Below are 16,930 nucleotides of genomic sequence, written 5' to 3'. Positions count from 1 at the left end.
GGGAGGGACGCTACTCAGGGGGTCTGACAGTTTTGGTTCTTGCAGGTCAGATGCGGTGAAACCTGCCGCCGCGATTCCATGAGCAGAGCAACCAGTACGCTGCTCCAACAGCCCGTGAACGAGGAGTACCCACCGTGATCACCAGGATGTCGTCGCTGTTCCTGCGCACTCTTCGCGAGGACCCGGCCGACGCCGAAGTGCCCAGCCACAAGCTGCTGGTGCGCGCCGGCTACGTCCGCCGCGTCGCGCCGGGCGGATACTCCTGGCTGCCGCTCGGGCTGAAGGTCCTGCGCAACATCGAGGCCGTCGTCCGCGAGGAGATGGACGCGTTCGGCGCGCAGGAGATCCAGTTCCCCGCCCTGCTGCCCAAGGAGCCCTACGAGGCGACCAACCGGTGGGAGGAGTACGGGCCCAACATCTTCCGGCTCAAGGACCGCAAGGGTGCCGACTACCTGCTCGGCCCCACGCACGAGGAGCTCTTCACCCTCACCGTGAAGGGCGAGTACAGCTCGTACAAGGACTACCCGGTCACGCTGTACCAGATCCAGACCAAGTACCGCGACGAGGCGCGTCCCCGTGCGGGCATCCTGCGCGGCCGCGAGTTCCTCATGAAGGACTCGTACTCGTTCGACCTCACCGACGAGGGTCTGAGCCAGTCGTACCAGAACCACCGCGACGCCTACATCCGCATCTTCGACCGGCTCGGCCTCGAGTACGTGGTCGTGTCGGCGACGTCCGGTGCGATGGGCGGCTCCGCTTCCGAGGAGTTCCTCGCCGTCGCCGTGACGGGTGAGGACACCTTCGTGCGCAGCACCGAGTCGGGCTACGCGGCGAACGTCGAGGCCGTCACGACCCCCGTGCCCGCCGAGCAGTCGATCGACGACAAGCCCGCCGCGCAGGTGCACCACACGCCGAACACGCCCACCATCGAGACGCTGGTGGACTTCCTCAACGCCAACACCGACCGCAAGTTCACCGCGGCGGACACGTTGAAGAACGTCCTGGTGAAGCTCAAGCACCCCGGCAAGGACTGGGAGCTGCTCGCCGTCGCCGTCCCCGGTGACCGCGAGGTCGACTTCAAGCGCCTCGAGGCCGCGCTGGAGCCCGCCGAGGTCGCGATGGTCGACGAGGCCGACTTCGCCAAGAACTCGTTCCTGGTCAAGGGGTACATCGGTCCGGGCGCGATCCAGGCGAACGGCATCCGCTTCCTCGCCGACCCCCGCGTCGTCAAAGGCACCGCGTGGGTCACGGGCGCCGACAAGGCCGACCACCACGTCGTCGACCTCGTCGCGGGCCGCGACTTCACGCCCGACGGCGTCATCGACGTCGCCGAGGTCCGCGAGGGCGACCCGTCGCCCGACGGCAAGGGTGTGCTGGTCGCCGCGCGCGGCATCGAGATCGGCCACATCTTCCAGCTCGGCCGCAAGTACGCGGACGCGTTCTCGCTCGACGCCCTGGGTCCGGACTCCAAGCCCGTGCGCATCACCATGGGCTCGTACGGCATCGGCGTCTCGCGTCTCGTCGCGGCCATCGCCGAGCAGTCGCACGACGACCGCGGCCTGATCTGGCCCCGCAACGTCGCCCCCGCCGACGTCCACGTCGTCGTGGCCGGCAAGGACGAGACGCTGCTGGCCGCCGGTGAGGACTTCGCGAAGCAGCTCAGCGAGAAGGGCCTCAAGGTCCTGCTGGACGACCGCAAGGCGAGCCCCGGCGTGAAGTTCGCGGACGCCGAGCTCGTGGGCGTGCCGACGATCCTGGTGATTGGCCGCGGGCTGAAGGACGGCGTCGTCGAGGTCAAGGACCGCAAGTCCGGTGAGCGAGTCGACGTGCCGGTCGCGGAGGTCGTGGAGCACCTGGTGCAGGTCGTCCGCGGTTAGTCGTTCGGAGTGCTGGGCGGGGTCGGCCCGCCCAGTTCGCGGATGTGCTGACCGCCTTGGTTGATCGGCCGTGCACCACCTGGTCCGGGTCGTTCGGGCTTAGTTGCTCGCGCTGCTGAGTGGGGTTCGCCCGCCCAGTTCCGGGGGCGTGCCGGCGCTCCAATGATCGGCCGTGGGTTGACGGACGGCGTGATCGAGGACCGCAAGTCCGGTGACCGCGTCGACGTGCCGGTTGCCGAGGTCGTGGATCACCGGCGCAGGTCGCTCGGACCGCTGGGCGGGTCAGCCCGCCCAGCGGTGACGACGGTCAGGTCGTCGGCACCAGCGAGTCGACCATCTTCTGCAGGTCGGCCTCCTTGGGCAGTGGCGGCGTCGTGCCACCTCCGCCGCCCTCCAGGTCGCCGTTGATCGCCAGCACGTGCAGCTTGCTGCTGCCGTTCAGCACGACGACCTTCAGCATTCCCTTGCTCGCCAGGCACTTGTTCGCCGACTGGGTGATCGTCGCGTCCACCTGCACGCCCTCGATGACGACCTTGTTGCCGTTCTTCTGCGTGTGCTGGATCTTCAGGGCCTTCGGCTGGGTCAGCTCCACCTTCGGCTCACCGCCCGACGAGTAGAACTGCGTCGCCAGGGCCTTCGTGAAGTCCGTGGCCGTCTGGTTGATGTCGCCCTTGGGCAGCAACGTGCCGCCGTTGGTGCCCTTCGTGTACGACTTGCCCTCGCAGGTGTAGTTGCCGTACGAGGTCACCCCGGACAAGGCGATGTCGTCGAACTTGTCGACCGGGATCCTGGCGTCGGCGACGACGTCCCAGCTCTTCGGGACCTCGTAGTTGAAGCCGAGCGACGTCTCGACGCACTGCACGCCTTCGTTCTTGCACGCCCCGGTGGTGCCCTGCGCCGTCGAGCTGGGCGGCGCGGTGCTGGGCTGGGCGTTCGGGTCGGTCGTGTTGCGGGACAGCACGAGCCACGTCACGCCGCCGCCCACGAGCAGCACCAGCACGACCGCGCTGATCACCAGGAAGAGCGTCTTGTTGCTCTTCTTGGGCGGCTCGTTGTCGAACCCGCCGTACACGCCGAGGCCGCCGTATCCGCCGTGGCCCTGTTGAGGGAAACCCCCCTGCTGCTGCGGGAAGCCACCCGTCTGCGGATAACCGCCGACCTGGTAGCCACCGCTGGAGTAGTCACCCTGCTGCTGGCCCCAGCCCTGCTGGTCGTTCCAGCCGCCCTGTCCGCCCCCACCTGGGTAAGTCACGAGCAAACGGTACCTGGTGGGTCTGACAGTGATTAATTCATCGGCCGTTGACTTCTGGAGCGTGCCGAGCGTAGCGTTCCCATTGAATTCAACGTGTGATGAACTTTGGAGGCCCGTGATGCGCACCGCGCTGGTCACCGCCGCCGCAGGTGCGGTGGTGGCGTTTCTCCTGGGATTGCTGACGTTCGGCGTGCAGGCGACCGTGCACCCGCACGACGTGCCGCTCGCCGTGGTGGCGCCTCCGCCGATCGCGGAACGGGTCGAGGCCGCCGACTCCGCCGAGGTCCAGATCACCGTCGCGTCCGCCGACGAGGCTCGGACCCTGTTGGCGGAGAAGAAGGTCTACGGAGTCCTGGAGATCGCACCCGGCCAAGCGATCATCCGGCTCAACCCCGCGGTCAACCCGTCCGGCACGCAGGTCGCGCAGCAGGTCCTGACCGGTGTCGCGCAGGGGGCCGGGCTGCCCGTGAAGGTCGAGACCCCGGCCGTGTCCGCGGCCGAACGCACGGCGCCGCTCGCCGCGTCCGCACTGCTGTGGGTCGGCGGCATGGTCGCCGGACTGCTGTTCGTCGTGCTGAAGGGCAACCGGTTCCGGTGGCTGTCGTCGCTCACCGCGGCTGTGCTGGTCGTCGGTTCCGTGACGGGGTTGCTGGCGTGGTGGGGCGTCACGTTCAGCGCGACCGCGGTGGGTTTCCTGCTCGCTGTCGCCGTGTCGTTCGCGCTGCTGCAGGCGGGGTTGTTCAAGCACCTCGGCATCCGTGCGATGGGGATCCTCGGTCTGCTCTACCTGATGGCTCCCGCGGTGGCTGGTCAGGTGCCGGAGCTGCTCAACCCCGCCTACCGCGCGGTTCTGTGGTCGTGGACGCCGTTCCGCTTCTCGACGGAAGGCCTGCGCAGCCTGATGTACGACGGGTCGATCAGCACCGAGTGGTGGGTGTTCGGCGGGATCGCGCTCGTCGGGCTCGTGCTGCTGCTAGCCGGCAAGAAAGCTCAGACGGACCGTGCGGACGGGGTTGTCGACATTGGTGTCGACGAGGCAGATCGACTGCCACGTCCCGAGCGCCAGCACACCGCCTAACACCGGGATCGTCGCGTACGGCGGCACCAGCGCCGGCATCACGTGGTCACGGCCGTGACCGGGGGTGCCGTGCCGGTGCCGCCACTTCACGTCGCGGGGCAGGATGCGCTCCAACGCGGTCAGCAGGTCGTCGTCGCTGCCCGCACCGGTCTCGATGATCGCGACACCGGCGGTCGCGTGCGGCACCCACACGTGCAACAGGCCGTCGCCGTTCTCGCTGTCGAGGAACCGCTGGCATTCGCGGGTCAGGTCGTGCACGACCTCCTCGGAGCCGGTGCGGATCTGGATCTCCTCGCTGCGCATGACCTCAGATCTTACGAACCACCCGTGCGGGGTTGCCGACCGCGAGCACGTGATCAGGCAAATCACGCGTCACGACACTGCCCGCGCCCACCACCGTGTTGTCGCCGATGGCGACTCCAGGGCAGACGATCACGCCGCCGCCGAACCACACGCGGTCGCCGATGACGATCGGCGCGGTGGTCTCCCAGCCGGCGATCCGGGCGTCGTGGTCCTCGACCGGGTGCAACGCCGTCAGCAGCTGCACGCGCGGGCCCATCATCACGTGGTCGCCGATCGTGACCGGGCCGCAGTCGAGGATGATGCCGTCGTAGTTCATGAAGCTGTTCGCGCCGATGCGGGTGTTGTAGCCGTACTCGATCTGCAGGCGTGGCAGCAGAACCGTGTTCTCGCCGATCTCCGCGACGAAGTCCGCGAGAATCGCGTGCATGCCCTCGTAGTCACCGGGTTCCAACGCGTTGTAGCTGTTCATCACGCGCCACGCCCGTTGGCGGTCCAGTTCGAGCTCGGAGTCCATCGACAGGTAGGGCTCGCCGTTGATCATCTTCTCGCGGTTGGTTCCCATGAGGAGATTCAACCCGCGTAGGCTCGTCTGTACTCGGTGGGCGGCACACCGACGTGGGCGGTGAAGTGCCGGCGCAGGTTCGCGCCCGTGCCCAGGCCGCAGCGTTCCGCGACCTGTTCCACGGACAGCGCGGTCGTCTCCAGCAACGCCTGGGCGTGGGCGACGCGCTGGGCGAGCAGCCACTGCAACGGGGTGCTGCCGGTGGCGTCGTGCAGGCGGCGGAAGAACGTGCGCTGGCTCATCCCGGCGCGGCGGGCGAGCTCGGCGACGGTCAGCGGGCGGTCCAGGTGGCGGACGGCCCACTCCAGCACCGGCGCGATGCTGTCGTCGTCGGTCTCTGGCACGTGCCGGGTGACGAACTGCGCCTGGCCTCCGGTGCGGTGGGCCGGCACGCAGAGCTTGCGCGCCAGCTGGTTGGCGACGTGTGCGCCGAAGTCCTGCCGCACCAGGTGCAGGCACAGGTCGAGTCCCGCGGCCGCGCCCGCACTGGTGAGGATCGCGCCGTCGTCGATGTAGAGCACCGAGTCGTCGACCTCGACCTGGGGGAACCGGCGCGCCAGACGGTCCGTGTACGACCAATGTGCCGTGGCGCGACGTCCGTTCAGAAGCCCCGCTTCAGCCAGAACGAACGCACCGTTGCACAACGCGGCGATGCGCACGCCGTTGTCCGCGGCGTCCTGGAGTTCCTTGACCAGCAACGGGTCCAACGGTTCGGTTCCGTCCAGCACTGCTTGCGGGACTGACGGGACGATGATCGTGGACGCGCCGTGCAGGCCCTCCAGGCCGTGTTCGGGGTTGAGCGTCCAACCGTGCTGTGCTCGTGGTGCCGCGGGGTTCAGGCCGCACAACCGCATCGTGTACCAGGGATCGAAGTGGTCGACGCCGAACACCACACACGCCAGCCCCGCCTCGTACACGTCCCAGACGGCCGGTGCGTCGTCCTCGGTCACCAAGATCGCCACCACGCTCATGCCCGCACGGTAGCTGGCAGCAATCGTTCGACAGTAGGCATTTCCGCCACTGTCGGTGCGCGGCACGGCTTGCGAGGGTAGGGGAGGTCAATCGACAACCCTTGGGGGACAACGCAATGCACTCGGATGTTGCCGTGCTCGGACTCGGTCAGATGGGCTCGGCGCTCGCCGCGGCCTTCCTGCACGCCGGTCACCGCGTCACGGTCTGGAACCGCTCCGAAGCCAAGACCGCGCCGTTGGTGGCCCAGGGCGCCCACCCGGCCGCTTCGGCCCTGGAGGCCCAGCGGTCCGCACCGGTCGTGGTGGCCTGCGTGCTGGACTACCCGGCGCTGACCGAGATCCTCGACCCCGAACTGCCGGGCGTCCTGGTCAACCTCACCTCCGGCTCACCGGAACAGGCGCGCGAGATGGCCGCGCGCGTGCCGCGTTACGTCGACGGCGGCATCATGACCACGCCGCCCGGCATCGGCGACGAGCGCTCGATGATCCTCTACAGCGGCGACCAGGACGCGTTCGCCGAGGCGAGGGACCTGCTGTCCGCACTGGCCGAGCCGGTGAACCTCGGCGCCGAACCCGGCCGCGCCGCGCTGTACGACACGGCGTTGCTGGGCATCATGTGGGCGACGCTGACCGGCTGGCTGCACGCGAGCGCTCTCGTCACCGCGGACGGTTCGACCGCCGCGCACTTCACGCCCCTGGCGACCCGCTGGCTCGGACCCGTCGCCGGGTTCGTCACCACCTACGCCGAGCAGGTCGACGCGGGCAGCTACCCCGGCACGGACGCGACGCTGGACGTGCACCTGGCCACGCTCGACCACCTCGTGCACGCGAGCGAGGTCCGCAAGATCGACCCGGCGCTGCCCAGGCTGTTCCGCGAGTACGCGCGTCAGGCGGTCGAAGCCGGTCACGGCGGGGACGGCTGGGCGCGGATCATCGAGCTGCTGCGCGCGAAGGCGGTCTGAGGTGGACTGGCCGAAACTGCTCGACGCCGCGGCCGAGGACTGCGTGCGGGCGCTGGCCACCCTGCCGGAGGCCGGCTTCACCCGCCGCGCCCACGGCCTGGAGTGGTCCCGCCGCGAGACGCTCGACCACGTCGTCGAGGGCCTGCTCGGGTACACGGCGCTGCTGGCGACCCGTGCGGAGAGCAGGTGGACCAGCCTGCTCGGCAGTCTGCGTCCCGGCCTGCCGCTGGAGCACTGCCTGGAAGGCGTCACGACCACCGCGACACTGCTGTCCCGAACCGTTGCCGCGAGCCCGCCGGATGCCCGCGCGTGGCACCCGTGGGGCACTTCGGACGCGACGGGGTTCGCCGCGATGGGCATCACCGAGCTGACCATGCACACGCACGACATCACGGGGGCGCAGTGGCGACCGGACCCTGAGCACTGCGCACCGGTGATCGAGCGGTTGTTCCCCGATGCGCCGCGCCATGCCGATCCCGTCGCGCTGCTGCTGTGGTGCACCGGGCGCGGTGATCTGCCAGGGGTGCCACGACGAGAGAAGTGGCAGTGGCACGGCCAGGTTTAGATTCACGGCATGCGCGTGCTCTTCGCCAGCATGGCCACTGCCGGCCACACCTATCCGTTGATCCCGTTGGCACTCGCACTGCGTGACGCCGGGCACGAAGTCCACTTCGCGGTCGGCGACGAGATGCACCCCGAACTGGACCGGCTGGGACTGCGGCCGTTCCGCCCCGGACTGGTGTTCGGCGAGATCTACGCCGAGGACATCGCGCCGGAGCTGGAACGGGTGCTGCCCGACCTGGTGATCAGCGGGTGGGCGGTGCCCGAGGTCTTCGCGGAAGCGCGCAGACGGGCGTTCCCGGTGCTGTGGCACGGGTTCGGGCGGATGTTCCCCGACGGCATCGGGCTGGCGAGGCCCGCGGGTGGGCGGCACCTCGACATCTGCCCGCCCTCCTTGCAGGACAAGGGTTTCACCGACGAACGCATCCTGTTGCGGCCGGTCGCGCACTCGACGCCCGGTGAGGTCCCGGCCCGCACGCACGAGAAGCTGATCTACGTCACGTTCGGCACCGTGTTCGGCACCGACGACCTGGTCGCGACGGCGGTGGCCGGACTGGGACGGCTCGAGGCCCAGGTCGTGGTCGCCACACCAGGGAGGTGGCTGCCGCAGGCCGAGGTGATCCGGCAGGCGGACGTCGTCGTGCACCACGGCGGCAGCGGCACGATGCTCGCTGCTCTGGCCGAGGGGGTCCCACAGGTCGTGTTGCCGCAGGGCGCGGACCAGTTCGCCAACGCCGATGCGCTCGTCACGGCCGGTGCGGCGGTGCGGCCGGACGCGGTGAGTGCCGAGGCGGTGGCGGAGAGCGCGCGGCTGCTGCTCGTGGACGGCCGGTACCGCGAAGCCGCAGGTCAGATAGCGGAAGAGATACGTCACACGCCTTCGCCGAAGGAAGTTGCGGACAGTCTGGCGGACGTTGTGTAACACTGTTTTTTATGAAGGCAAGCCGCCTGCGCTTCGGGATGAACCTGTGGCCGCCGTTCCTGTTCGCCGGCATCCGTGTCGAGGAGATCTCGCCGGACTACCGCTACGCGCGCGTGCGCATGCGTCTGCGTCCATGGAACCGCAACTTCTTCGGCACGCACTTCGGCGGTTCGCTGTTCGCGATGACCGACCCGTTCTGGGTGCTGTTGCTGTTCAACCAGCTCAACAACGAGCACGTGGTGTGGGACCAGGCCGGCGAGATCGAGTTCGTCGCTCCCGGCCGCGGCACCGTGTACGCGGAGTTCCGGCTGACCGACGAGCACGTCGAGCAGGTGCTGGAGCAGACCTCGAACGGGGAGAAGGCGTTGGTCTGGTTCGACACGGACGTGACCGGGCAGGATGGAACCGTGATCGCTCGAGTGCGAAAGCAGGTCTACGCGCGGCGCAAGCGCGGCAAGCAGCTCGCCCATGCGTGAGGCCTTCGGCGCTGTCTTCGACGTCCAGCCCGGCTACCTGAACACGGCGTCCATCGGGGTACCTCCCCGGCACGTCGCGAACGCGGTGGCGGGCGCTCACGAACGGTGGCGGCGCGGCGAGGACACGTCGTCGGACTTCACCCTCGTGGTCGAGACCTCACGTCAGGCGTTCGGCCGGCTGGTCGGGGTGCCTGAGACGTCGGTCGCGTGCGGCGCCACGGTCTCGCAGTTCGTCTCGCTGGTCGCCCAGGCGCTGCCGGCGGGGTCGAAGGTCTTCGTCGAACCCGGTGAGTTCACCAGCGTCGCGTTGCCCTTCGTCGCGGCGGGCCACGAGGTCGTGTCCACGGCGGACGCCGCGGATCTCGTGGCGACGAGCGTGGTCCAGTCGGCGGACGGGAGGATCGCGGACCTCGAAGCGCTGAGGTCCAGCGGCAAACCGGTGTTGCTGGACGTCTCGCAGGCCGCCGGGTGGATGCCGTTGTCGTTGGCGTGGGCCGATTTCGTCGTCGGCGTGTCCTACAAGTGGCTGATGGCTCCCCGCGGCGCGGCCTGGATGGCGGTGCGGCCGGACCGGCTGGACTTCCTCAAGCCGTTGGCCGCGAACTGGTACAGCACGGAGGAGAACTACGGCACCGAACTGGTGCTCCGTCCGGACGCGAGGCGGTTCGACCTTTCGCCGACCTGGTTCGCGCATCTCGGCGCGGCGGTGGCGCTGCCGTGGGTGGCGTCGCTGGACCTGGAGGCCGTGCGGGCGCACTGCGTGGAGCTGACGGATCACCTGCTCGCCGGACTCGGGCTGCCGTCGAACGGCTCGTCGATCGTCTCCGTCGACGTACCACCCGTTCCGGGTGTCGTTTCGTCGGTTCGTGCAGGTCGGACGAGGTTTGCGTGTCACATGTACAACACGATCGAGGACGTTGATCGGGTGCTCGCAGCGCTTGGCTGACCGCCGTCCGTTACCGTGGGTCCTTGTGTCGGAACCACGCCAGTCACCTGAAGAGGTGACCCAGAACCTGCCTCGCTTCCCACCGAGGCCGTCCGACACCGCACCGCTCTACCCGGCCGACGAGCTCATGAAGCTCCAGTCGATCATGGACAACCGCCAGGGGCACCTGCCCCCTCCGCCGCCCGCGCCCCCGCGCAGGACGTGGCTGGGCAAGGCGCTGGCACTCGTCGGCGTCGCGGTGGTGTCGGGGTTCGTGTGGTGGGTGTTGCAGCCGTCCGAGCCGATCGACAAACCTGTCGCGCAACCGCAGAAGACCGCGGGCGAGTTCGAGTTCACGACGGTCGGGCAGCTCCCGGAACCGGTGAAGGACAGCGACTGCGCGGCCCACGCGACGGGACAGACGCAGGCGTTCTTCAAGACCACGCCGTGCCTGCAGCTGACGCGGGCGTTCTACACGGCGAAGCTGCAGGACGGCCGGGCCGTGTACTCGTCGGTGTCGGTGGTGAAGATGCGCAACGCCGAGGAAGCCAGGCAGTTGCGCGAGCTGACCCAGAAGGACGGCACCGGCAACGTCAAGGACCTGGTGCTGGACAAGGCCATCAGCGTGCCGCCGCTGACCACGCTGGCCAACGGCGGGTACGCCTCCGAGCAGCGCGGCCAGGAGGTCGTGATCGTCGAGTCGGACTCGCCGAACAAGGGGACGGACGCGCTCGCGCACAACAAGGAGATGAAGAGGGTCTCCGCGGACGCGATCAGGCTCGCGTCCTCCTTCGGCGGCTAGGACCTCACCCGGACGCGACACCCGGCATCGTGATCGACGCCGGGTTCGTGCCCGCCGCCTTGCGCCACCGCGTCGCCCGCACGGCCGCCGTCGTCAGCGCCTCCAGCGCCGACGCCCGCAGCGCGGCGTCGTCGGTCCGTTCGAGGACGCCGTGCCACGCGGCACAGGTGTCCTGCTCGACGGCGGCGAGCGCGGTGAGAGCGGAGGGCCCGTCCGACACCGGTGCGGGTGGCAGGTAGGCCGCGGCGGGCGGGTTCGGTGTCGCGCCCTTGTCCCGCAGCCACCGCTCGGTCGTGTCGCGGCGCGCCCGGTGCGCGTTGGCGCCCTCCGCGACGGCCGCGGCCTGGTTGCCCAGGAACGCCGACACCAGGCCGTAGGTCCACAACGCGGCGTGCTCGGTTCCGAGCGCGGTCTGCACGGCGTCCACGTTCACGCGAGCACCTCCCGCAGCGAGGCGCAGCCGGCCGCCACCGACCCGACGAGGCCCGCCCGGTAGCTGGGCAGCGAGGCGACGAGCGTGGAGGCGTCGCGGACGGCTTCGTCGAGCGCGGTCCGCAGCGCCGCCAGCGGGTCCGGTGGCGTGGGCGGGCTGGTGGGAGCGGGCGGGGCCGTGGAGGACAGCGGCGGGCGCTCGCGGTCGACCTCGGCCTGCAGCAGGCCCGCGTGCGTCTCACGGGCCTTGGCGATCTCCGCGGCCGCCGGCACCGACGTGAGCGACTGCGCCAGCTTCGCGTCCGCGCGGGCCTGAGCGGCGAGGGCGGACAACGGATCCGGCGGCGGTGGTGCGGGAGGTTCTGTGGTGCACGCAACGGCGAGCGGTGCGGCGGCCACCGCGAACAGCACGCGGCGGCGGCTGACCGATTCGGAGATCACGCGAACCCATATTGCCAGCAGCCGTGCGGGTCGGTGGGAGGCGGGCGAACGAGATAGTCTTGGCGTCCACGGCCGCCGGGTTTCGCGTCGGCCGGGGTTTTCATGCGTTCGAACTGAAGGAGACACCACGTGTCCAGCCCGCCGCGCGGAGAGCTTTCCGCGCAGCTAGCACCCGTTGTGCGGGAAGCTCTCGAAGCCGTCGGCTTCGACCTCGACGCGCTCGACGTGAATCAGGCTGGGCGCCGCCGTCTGGTCAAGGTCGTCGTGGACGGCGAGGACGGCATCGGGCTCGACGAGGTCGCCGAGGCGAGCCGCGTGGTCTCCGCCGCGCTCGACGCGCACGACCACCTGATCAACGGGCCGTACACCCTCGAGGTCACCTCGCCGGGTGTCGACCGCCCGCTCACCCGCCCGCGCCACTGGAAGCGCGCGCACCTGCGTCTCGTGAAGATCAAGCAGCCCGAGCAGGTCGAGTGGTTCGGCCGGGTCGGGGAGTGCGACGAGACCGGGGTCGAGCTGCTGCACCAGGGCGAGCTGCGGCGCGTGGAGTACCGCCACATCGAACGCGCGGTCATGGAGATCGAGTTCAAGCAGCCGCCGGTCGAGGAACTGGCTCGGCTCACTCGGAAAGCACCGAAGGAGGAGCCGAGGTGAACGTCGACATCGCCGCCCTGAGGGCGATCGAACGTGAAAAGGACATCCCCTTCGAGACGGTCCTGGAGGCGATCGAGTCAGCGCTGCTGACCGCCTACAAGCACACCGAAGGGCACCACTCGCACTCGCGGGTGGAGATCGACCGCAAGACCGGCGTCGTGCGCGTGCTCGCGCAGGAGCTGGGGCCGGACGGCGTGGTGCAGGAGGAGTGGGACGACACTCCGGAAGGCTTCGGCCGCATCGCCGCCACCACCGCGCGCCAGGTCATCCTGCAGCGCCTGCGCGACGCCGAGCACGAGCGCACCTTCGGCGAGTTCGCCGCCAAGGAGGGCGAGATCATCGCCGGTGTGGTGCAGCGCGACGCCCGCGCGAACGCCCGCGGCATGGTCGTCGTCCAGGTGGGCGACACCGAGGGCGTGCTGCCGCCGGCCGAGCAGGTGCCGGGCGAGCAGTACAACCACGGTGAGCGCATCAAGTGCTACGTCGTGAGCGTGTCCCGCGGTGCGCGCGGACCGCAGATCGCTCTCTCGCGGACGCACCCGAACCTCGTGCGGCGGCTCTTCGCCCTCGAGGTTCCGGAGATCGCGGACGGCACCGTGGAGATCCCCGCGGTGGCACGTGAGGCAGGTCACCGTTCGAAGATCGCGGTGAAATCAACGGTTGCCGGAGTGAACGCCAAGGGCGCCTGCATCGGCCCGATGGGTGCCCGCGTGCGCAACGTGATGCACGAGCTCGGCGGCGAGAAGATCGACATCATCGACTTCTCGGACGACCCGGCAACTTTCGTCGGGAATGCATTGTCACCTGCGAAGGTTGTGTCCGTGCGGGTGCTCGACGAGCGTGCCAAGACGGCCCGTGTCGTGGTGCCCGACTTCCAGCTGTCGCTGGCGATCGGCAAGGAGGGGCAGAACGCCCGCCTGGCCGCCCGCCTGACCGGCTGGCGCATCGACATCCGCAGCGACGCGGAGTCTCCGGCTGCCGGAGCAGTCACATCCAGTTCGGCCGAATGAGCTCCAGGGGATAGACTTATCAACGGTTCAACGTCGGGTCCGGTCACCCAACACATCGGCCCTGTTCGCACGTGCATTGGATGCCGCACCCGGACGTTGCCCTCTGAGCTGCTGCGTGTGGTCGCGGTGGACGGTTCGGTGGTTCCGGACGTCCGCAGGCGACTTCCTGGTCGGGGTGCTTGGTTGCATTTCGATCTCGAATGTCTGCGCAACGCCGAGCGGCGACGGGCGTTCTCGCGGGCCCTCCGGGTCCAGGGAGCACTCGACGTCGCTTTGTTGCGCGAGCACCTGGAGCAGCACGGGAACTTGGCCGCGGGACAGCCCCGTGGCCAGCAAGCAACAAGGAAGCAGGTCGACCCGTCATGAGTCAGCCGTGAAGCTGAAGACATGAACGCGCGACGTTAAGACGAGGTCGATGGGACTTGCCCGCCGGCCTCACGACCAAGGAGAGCAGTGGCAGGCAAGGCCCGCGTGCATGAGCTCGCGAAAGAGCTCGGTGTTACGAGCAAGGAAGTTCTCAACAAGCTCGCCGAACAGGGCGAGTACGTGAAGTCCGCGTCTTCGACCGTCGAGGCCCCCGTGGCCCGGCGGCTTCGTGACGCCTACGAAGCCAAGTCCTCGAAGCCGGCTCCCAAGCCGTCCGCTCCGAAGCCCAAGGCTCCGGCACCCGCTGCCGCCGCAGCGCCCGCCGCACCGGCGGAGTCCAAGCCGGCGGCGTCCGACTCCAAGCCGGCCGCCCCCAAGGGTGTGCCCGGCCCGCGTCCGGCTGCTCCGCGTCCGGCGGCCCCGAAGCCCGCACCGGCAGCTCCTGCCGCGCAGGCTCCGGCTCCCGCGGCGCCCGCACCGGCTCCCTCTCAGACCCAGGCTCCGGCCGCAGCGGCACCCGCCGCGCCGGCTCCGGCAGCCCCCAAGGCCGTTCCGGCTCCCGGCGCCAAGCCGGGTGGCCCGCGTCCGGGCCCGCGCCCGGCTCCGCAGCAGCAGCCTGAACAGTCCCAGCAGCCGCAGGCTCCGGCCGCGTCCGCTGGTGCGCAGTCCCCGTCCGTGGTGCCGCCGCGCCCGCAGTCTCCCAAGCCTGCAGGCCCGCGTGCCCCGCGTCCGGGCAACAACCCGTTCGGTGTCGGTGGCGGCAACGCCCCCTCGCCGCGTCCGGGACCTCGTCCCGGCCCGCGTCCGGAGCAGGGCGACCGCCCCTCCGGCCCGAAGCCCGGCGACCCGCGTCCGTCGAGCCCCCGTCCCGGTGGCGCTCCCGGTCAGGGTGGTCCGCGTCCGGCTGCCGCGCAGGGCGGTCCCCGTCCCGCGCCCGGTCAGGGTGGTCCGCGCCCCGCTCCCGGTCAGGGCGGTCCTCGCCCGAACCCGGGCAACATGCCTCCTCGCCCGAACCCCGGCATGATGCCGGGCCGTCCGGCCGGTGGTAACCGTCCTGGTCCTGGTGGCGGCGGTGGCCGTCCCGGTGGCGGTGGCGGTCGTCCCGGTGGTGGCGGCGGCGGTGGCGGCTTCCGCGGCGGTGGCGGCGGTGGCGGTGGCGGTGGCTTCCGCGGCGGTGGCGGCGGAGGCGGCGGTGGCGGCTTCCGTCCCGGTGGCGGCGGTGGCGGAGGCGGTGGCTTCCGTCCCGGCGGTGGTGGCGGTGCCGGTGGCGGCGCCCCGGCCGGTGGTGGCGGCGGTTTCCGCGGCCGTCCCGGTGGCGGTGGCGGCGGCGCTGGTCGCGGCGGTACCGCTGGTGCCTTCGGTCGTCCGGGTGGTCCGGCGCGTCGTGGACGCAAGTCCAAGCGGCAGAAGCGCCAGGAGTACATGGACAACATGCAGGCGCCTTCGGTCGGTGGCGTCCGCCTGCCCAAGGGCAGTGGCGAGACGATCCGCCTGCCGCGCGGTGCCTCGCTGACCGACTTCGCCGACAAGATCAACGCCAACCCGGCGTCGCTCGTGCAGGTGCTCTTCCACCTGGGCGAGATGGTCACGGCGACCCAGTCGGTGTCCGACGAGATCCTGGAGCTGCTCGGCTCCGAGATGAACTACGTCGTGCAGGTCGTGTCCCCCGAGGAGGAGGACCGCGAGCTGCTCGAGACGTTCGACATCACCTACGGCGAGGACGCCGGTGACGAGGACGACCTGCAGGTTCGCCCGCCGGTCGTGACCGTCATGGGTCACGTCGACCACGGTAAGACGCGACTCCTCGACACCATCCGCAAGGCGAAGGTGCACGAGGGCGAGGCCGGTGGCATCACCCAGCACATCGGTGCGTACCAGGTGGAGACGGAGCTCGAGGGCAACGAGCGCCTCATCACCTTCATCGACACCCCAGGTCACGAGGCGTTCACCGCCATGCGTGCCCGTGGTGCGAACTCCACCGACATCGCGGTCATCGTCGTCGCCGCTGACGACGGCGTGATGCCGCAGACGGTCGAGGCGATCAACCACGCCCAGGCCGCCGAGGCGCCGATCGTGGTCGCGGTGAACAAGATCGACAAGGAGGGTGCGAACCCCTCCAAGATCCGCCAGCAGCTCACCGAGTACGGGCTGGTCGCCGAGGAGTACGGCGGCGAGACGATGTTCGTCGACATCTCCGCGAAGCAGGGCATCAACATCGACGGTCTCCTCGAGGCCATCCTGTTGACCGCCGACGCCTCGCTGGACCTCCGGGCCAACCCGGACATGGAGGCCCAGGGTGTCGCGATCGAGGCTCACCTCGACCGCGGTCGCGGTCCGGTCGCCACGGTCCTCGTCCAGCGCGGCTCGCTGCGCGTGGGTGACTCGATCGTCGCGGGTGACGCGTACGGTCGCGTCCGCCGCATGGTCGACGAGCACGGCGACGACGTCACCGTCGCGACCCCGTCGCGTCCGGTGCAGGTCATCGGTCTGACGTCGGTGCCGCGCGCCGGCGACACGTTCCTCGTGGTCGAGGAGGACCGCGTCGCTCGCCAGATCGCCGAGCGTCGCCAGGCCCGCACTCGCAACGCGCAGAACGCCGCCAAGCGCAAGCGCGTCAGCCTCGAGGACCTGGACGCGGCGCTCAAGGAAACCAGCCAGCTCACCTTGATCATCAAGGGTGACAACTCGGGTACCGTCGAGGCCCTCGAGGACGCGCTCATGAAGATCGAGGTCGGCGACGACGTCGAGCTGCGCGTGATCCACCGCGGTGTCGGTGGCATCACCGAAGGCGACATCAACCTCGCCGTGGCCGGTTCCGCGATCGTCCTGGGCTTCAACGTCCGGGCCGAGGGCAAGGCGACCGAGCTCGCGAACCGCGAGGGCGTGGACGTCCGCTACTACACGGTCATCTACCAGGCGATCGACGAGATCGAGGCGGCCCTCAAGGGTCTCCTCAAGCCGGAGTACGAAGAGGTCCAGCTCGGCCGCGCCGAGATCCGCGACGTCTTCAAGTCCTCCAAGGTCGGCACGATCGCGGGTTGCATGGTCCTGTCGGGCGAGATCCGTCGCAACGCCAAGGCCCGCCTGATCCGTGACGGCAAGGTGATCGCGGAGAACCTCCCGATCAGCTCGCTCAAGCGGTTCAAGGACGACGCCACCGAGGTCCGTGAAGGTTTCGAGTGTGGTCTCACGCTCGGCAACTACAGCGACCTCAAGCTGGAAGACGTCATCGAGACCTACGAGATGCGCGAGAAGCCGCGCGCCTAGTCGGTCGATGAGGGGTGCGGAGCCGTTTTAACCGGTGGCTCCGCACCCTTTTCTTCTGGAGGATCTTGC

At 69.7% G+C, this 16,930-nt stretch carries 18 protein-coding genes; 12 read left to right on the top strand and 6 right to left on the bottom strand.

Annotated elements, in window-relative coordinates; all coding sequences use genetic code 11:
* Positions 1-134 precede the first annotated feature (134 nt).
* The gene (locus AOM45_RS34750) at positions 135-1,877 is read left to right on the top strand and encodes a proline--tRNA ligase (RefSeq protein ID WP_030472866.1); all 1,743 of its coding nucleotides are present in this window, start codon (positions 135-137) and stop codon (positions 1,875-1,877) included.
* Between the two features lie 307 nt (positions 1,878-2,184).
* On the opposite strand, the gene AOM45_RS34745 is transcribed toward AOM45_RS34750, so the two are convergent.
* Complete coding sequence (locus AOM45_RS34745) at positions 2,185-3,129, bottom strand: DUF8017 domain-containing protein (RefSeq protein WP_156094369.1); 945 nt, start codon at positions 3,127-3,129, stop codon at positions 2,185-2,187.
* A gap of 118 nt (positions 3,130-3,247) precedes the next feature.
* On the opposite strand from AOM45_RS34745, the gene AOM45_RS34740 reads away from it, so the two are divergent.
* A complete protein-coding gene (locus tag AOM45_RS34740) occupies positions 3,248-4,207 on the top strand; it encodes a YhgE/Pip domain-containing protein (RefSeq protein WP_035913460.1) in 960 nt (319 codons plus the stop codon).
* On the opposite strand, the gene AOM45_RS34735 is transcribed toward AOM45_RS34740, so the two are convergent.
* The 3 genes from AOM45_RS34735 to AOM45_RS34725 are packed head-to-tail and all read right to left on the bottom strand — an operon-like array spanning position 4,103 to position 6,043.
* Positions 4,103-4,510, bottom strand: coding sequence for a secondary thiamine-phosphate synthase enzyme YjbQ (locus AOM45_RS34735; protein WP_059362844.1), 408 nt, complete (start codon positions 4,508-4,510; stop codon positions 4,103-4,105). The genes AOM45_RS34740 and AOM45_RS34735 overlap by 105 nt on opposite strands.
* A 4-nt stretch (positions 4,511-4,514) precedes the next feature.
* Positions 4,515-5,072 carry a sugar O-acetyltransferase gene (locus AOM45_RS34730; RefSeq protein ID WP_030472869.1) on the bottom strand — a complete coding sequence of 186 codons (558 nt, stop codon included), beginning with the start codon at positions 5,070-5,072 and terminating at the stop codon, positions 4,515-4,517.
* 8 nt (positions 5,073-5,080) lie between these two features.
* A complete protein-coding gene (locus AOM45_RS34725; protein ID WP_030472870.1) occupies positions 5,081-6,043 on the bottom strand; it encodes a GlxA family transcriptional regulator in 963 nt (320 codons plus the stop codon).
* Positions 6,044-6,159: 116 nt separating this feature from the next.
* On the opposite strand from AOM45_RS34725, the gene AOM45_RS34720 reads away from it, so the two are divergent.
* The 6 genes from AOM45_RS34720 to AOM45_RS34695 are packed head-to-tail and all read left to right on the top strand — an operon-like array spanning position 6,160 to position 10,691.
* The gene (locus AOM45_RS34720; protein ID WP_030472871.1) at positions 6,160-7,005 is read left to right on the top strand and encodes an NAD(P)-dependent oxidoreductase; all 846 of its coding nucleotides are present in this window, start codon (positions 6,160-6,162) and stop codon (positions 7,003-7,005) included.
* Position 7,006: 1 nt separating this feature from the next.
* Complete coding sequence (locus tag AOM45_RS34715) at positions 7,007-7,570, top strand: maleylpyruvate isomerase N-terminal domain-containing protein (protein ID WP_030472872.1); 564 nt, start codon at positions 7,007-7,009, stop codon at positions 7,568-7,570.
* A 9-nt stretch (positions 7,571-7,579) separates the two neighbouring features.
* Positions 7,580-8,488, top strand: coding sequence for a glycosyltransferase (locus AOM45_RS34710; RefSeq protein ID WP_030472873.1), 909 nt, complete (start codon positions 7,580-7,582; stop codon positions 8,486-8,488).
* Positions 8,489-8,499: 11 nt separating this feature from the next.
* The gene (locus AOM45_RS34705) at positions 8,500-8,964 is read left to right on the top strand and encodes a DUF4442 domain-containing protein (protein ID WP_030472874.1); all 465 of its coding nucleotides are present in this window, start codon (positions 8,500-8,502) and stop codon (positions 8,962-8,964) included.
* The gene (locus AOM45_RS34700) at positions 8,957-9,910 is read left to right on the top strand and encodes an aminotransferase class V-fold PLP-dependent enzyme (RefSeq protein ID WP_030472875.1); all 954 of its coding nucleotides are present in this window, start codon (positions 8,957-8,959) and stop codon (positions 9,908-9,910) included. The genes AOM45_RS34705 and AOM45_RS34700 overlap by 8 nt, the downstream gene beginning before the upstream one ends.
* 55 nt (positions 9,911-9,965) lie before the next feature.
* The gene (locus AOM45_RS34695) at positions 9,966-10,691 is read left to right on the top strand and encodes a hypothetical protein (protein ID WP_051784625.1); all 726 of its coding nucleotides are present in this window, start codon (positions 9,966-9,968) and stop codon (positions 10,689-10,691) included.
* Positions 10,692-10,695: 4 nt separating this feature from the next.
* Here AOM45_RS34695 and AOM45_RS51265 read toward each other — a convergent pair whose 3' ends face one another.
* Both AOM45_RS51265 and AOM45_RS51260 read right to left on the bottom strand, forming a co-directional pair.
* Entirely contained in the window at positions 10,696-11,124 is a 429-nt protein-coding gene (locus AOM45_RS51265; protein WP_236703930.1) for a ferritin-like domain-containing protein, read from the bottom strand.
* A complete protein-coding gene (locus AOM45_RS51260) occupies positions 11,121-11,564 on the bottom strand; it encodes a hypothetical protein (protein ID WP_063757175.1) in 444 nt (147 codons plus the stop codon). Before AOM45_RS51260 ends, AOM45_RS51265 begins: the two co-directional genes overlap by 4 nt.
* Positions 11,565-11,693: 129 nt before the next feature.
* On the opposite strand from AOM45_RS51260, the gene rimP reads away from it, so the two are divergent.
* The 4 genes from rimP (at position 11,694) to infB (ending at position 16,861) form a co-directional block, all read left to right on the top strand.
* A complete protein-coding gene (gene rimP / locus AOM45_RS34680; RefSeq protein WP_030472877.1) occupies positions 11,694-12,218 on the top strand; it encodes a ribosome maturation factor RimP in 525 nt (174 codons plus the stop codon).
* Positions 12,215-13,228: a transcription termination factor NusA gene (gene nusA / locus AOM45_RS34675; RefSeq protein WP_030472878.1), complete on the top strand. Its 1,014-nt coding sequence runs from the start codon at positions 12,215-12,217 to the stop codon at positions 13,226-13,228. Before rimP ends, nusA begins: the two co-directional genes overlap by 4 nt.
* Before the next feature lie 117 nt (positions 13,229-13,345).
* The gene (locus tag AOM45_RS50020; protein WP_382374053.1) at positions 13,346-13,594 is read left to right on the top strand and encodes a YlxR family protein; all 249 of its coding nucleotides are present in this window, start codon (positions 13,346-13,348) and stop codon (positions 13,592-13,594) included.
* An 87-nt stretch (positions 13,595-13,681) separates the two neighbouring features.
* Complete coding sequence (gene infB, locus AOM45_RS34670) at positions 13,682-16,861, top strand: translation initiation factor IF-2 (RefSeq protein ID WP_030472879.1); 3,180 nt, start codon at positions 13,682-13,684, stop codon at positions 16,859-16,861.
* The last annotated feature ends 69 nt before the right edge of the window (positions 16,862-16,930 follow it).

This window comes from Lentzea aerocolonigenes (assembly GCF_000974445.1).
GTDB lineage: Bacteria > Actinomycetota > Actinomycetes > Mycobacteriales > Pseudonocardiaceae > Lentzea > Lentzea aerocolonigenes.
Note: the sequence above shows the minus strand (reverse complement) of the source record. Positions and strands in the feature narration are given on the sequence as shown.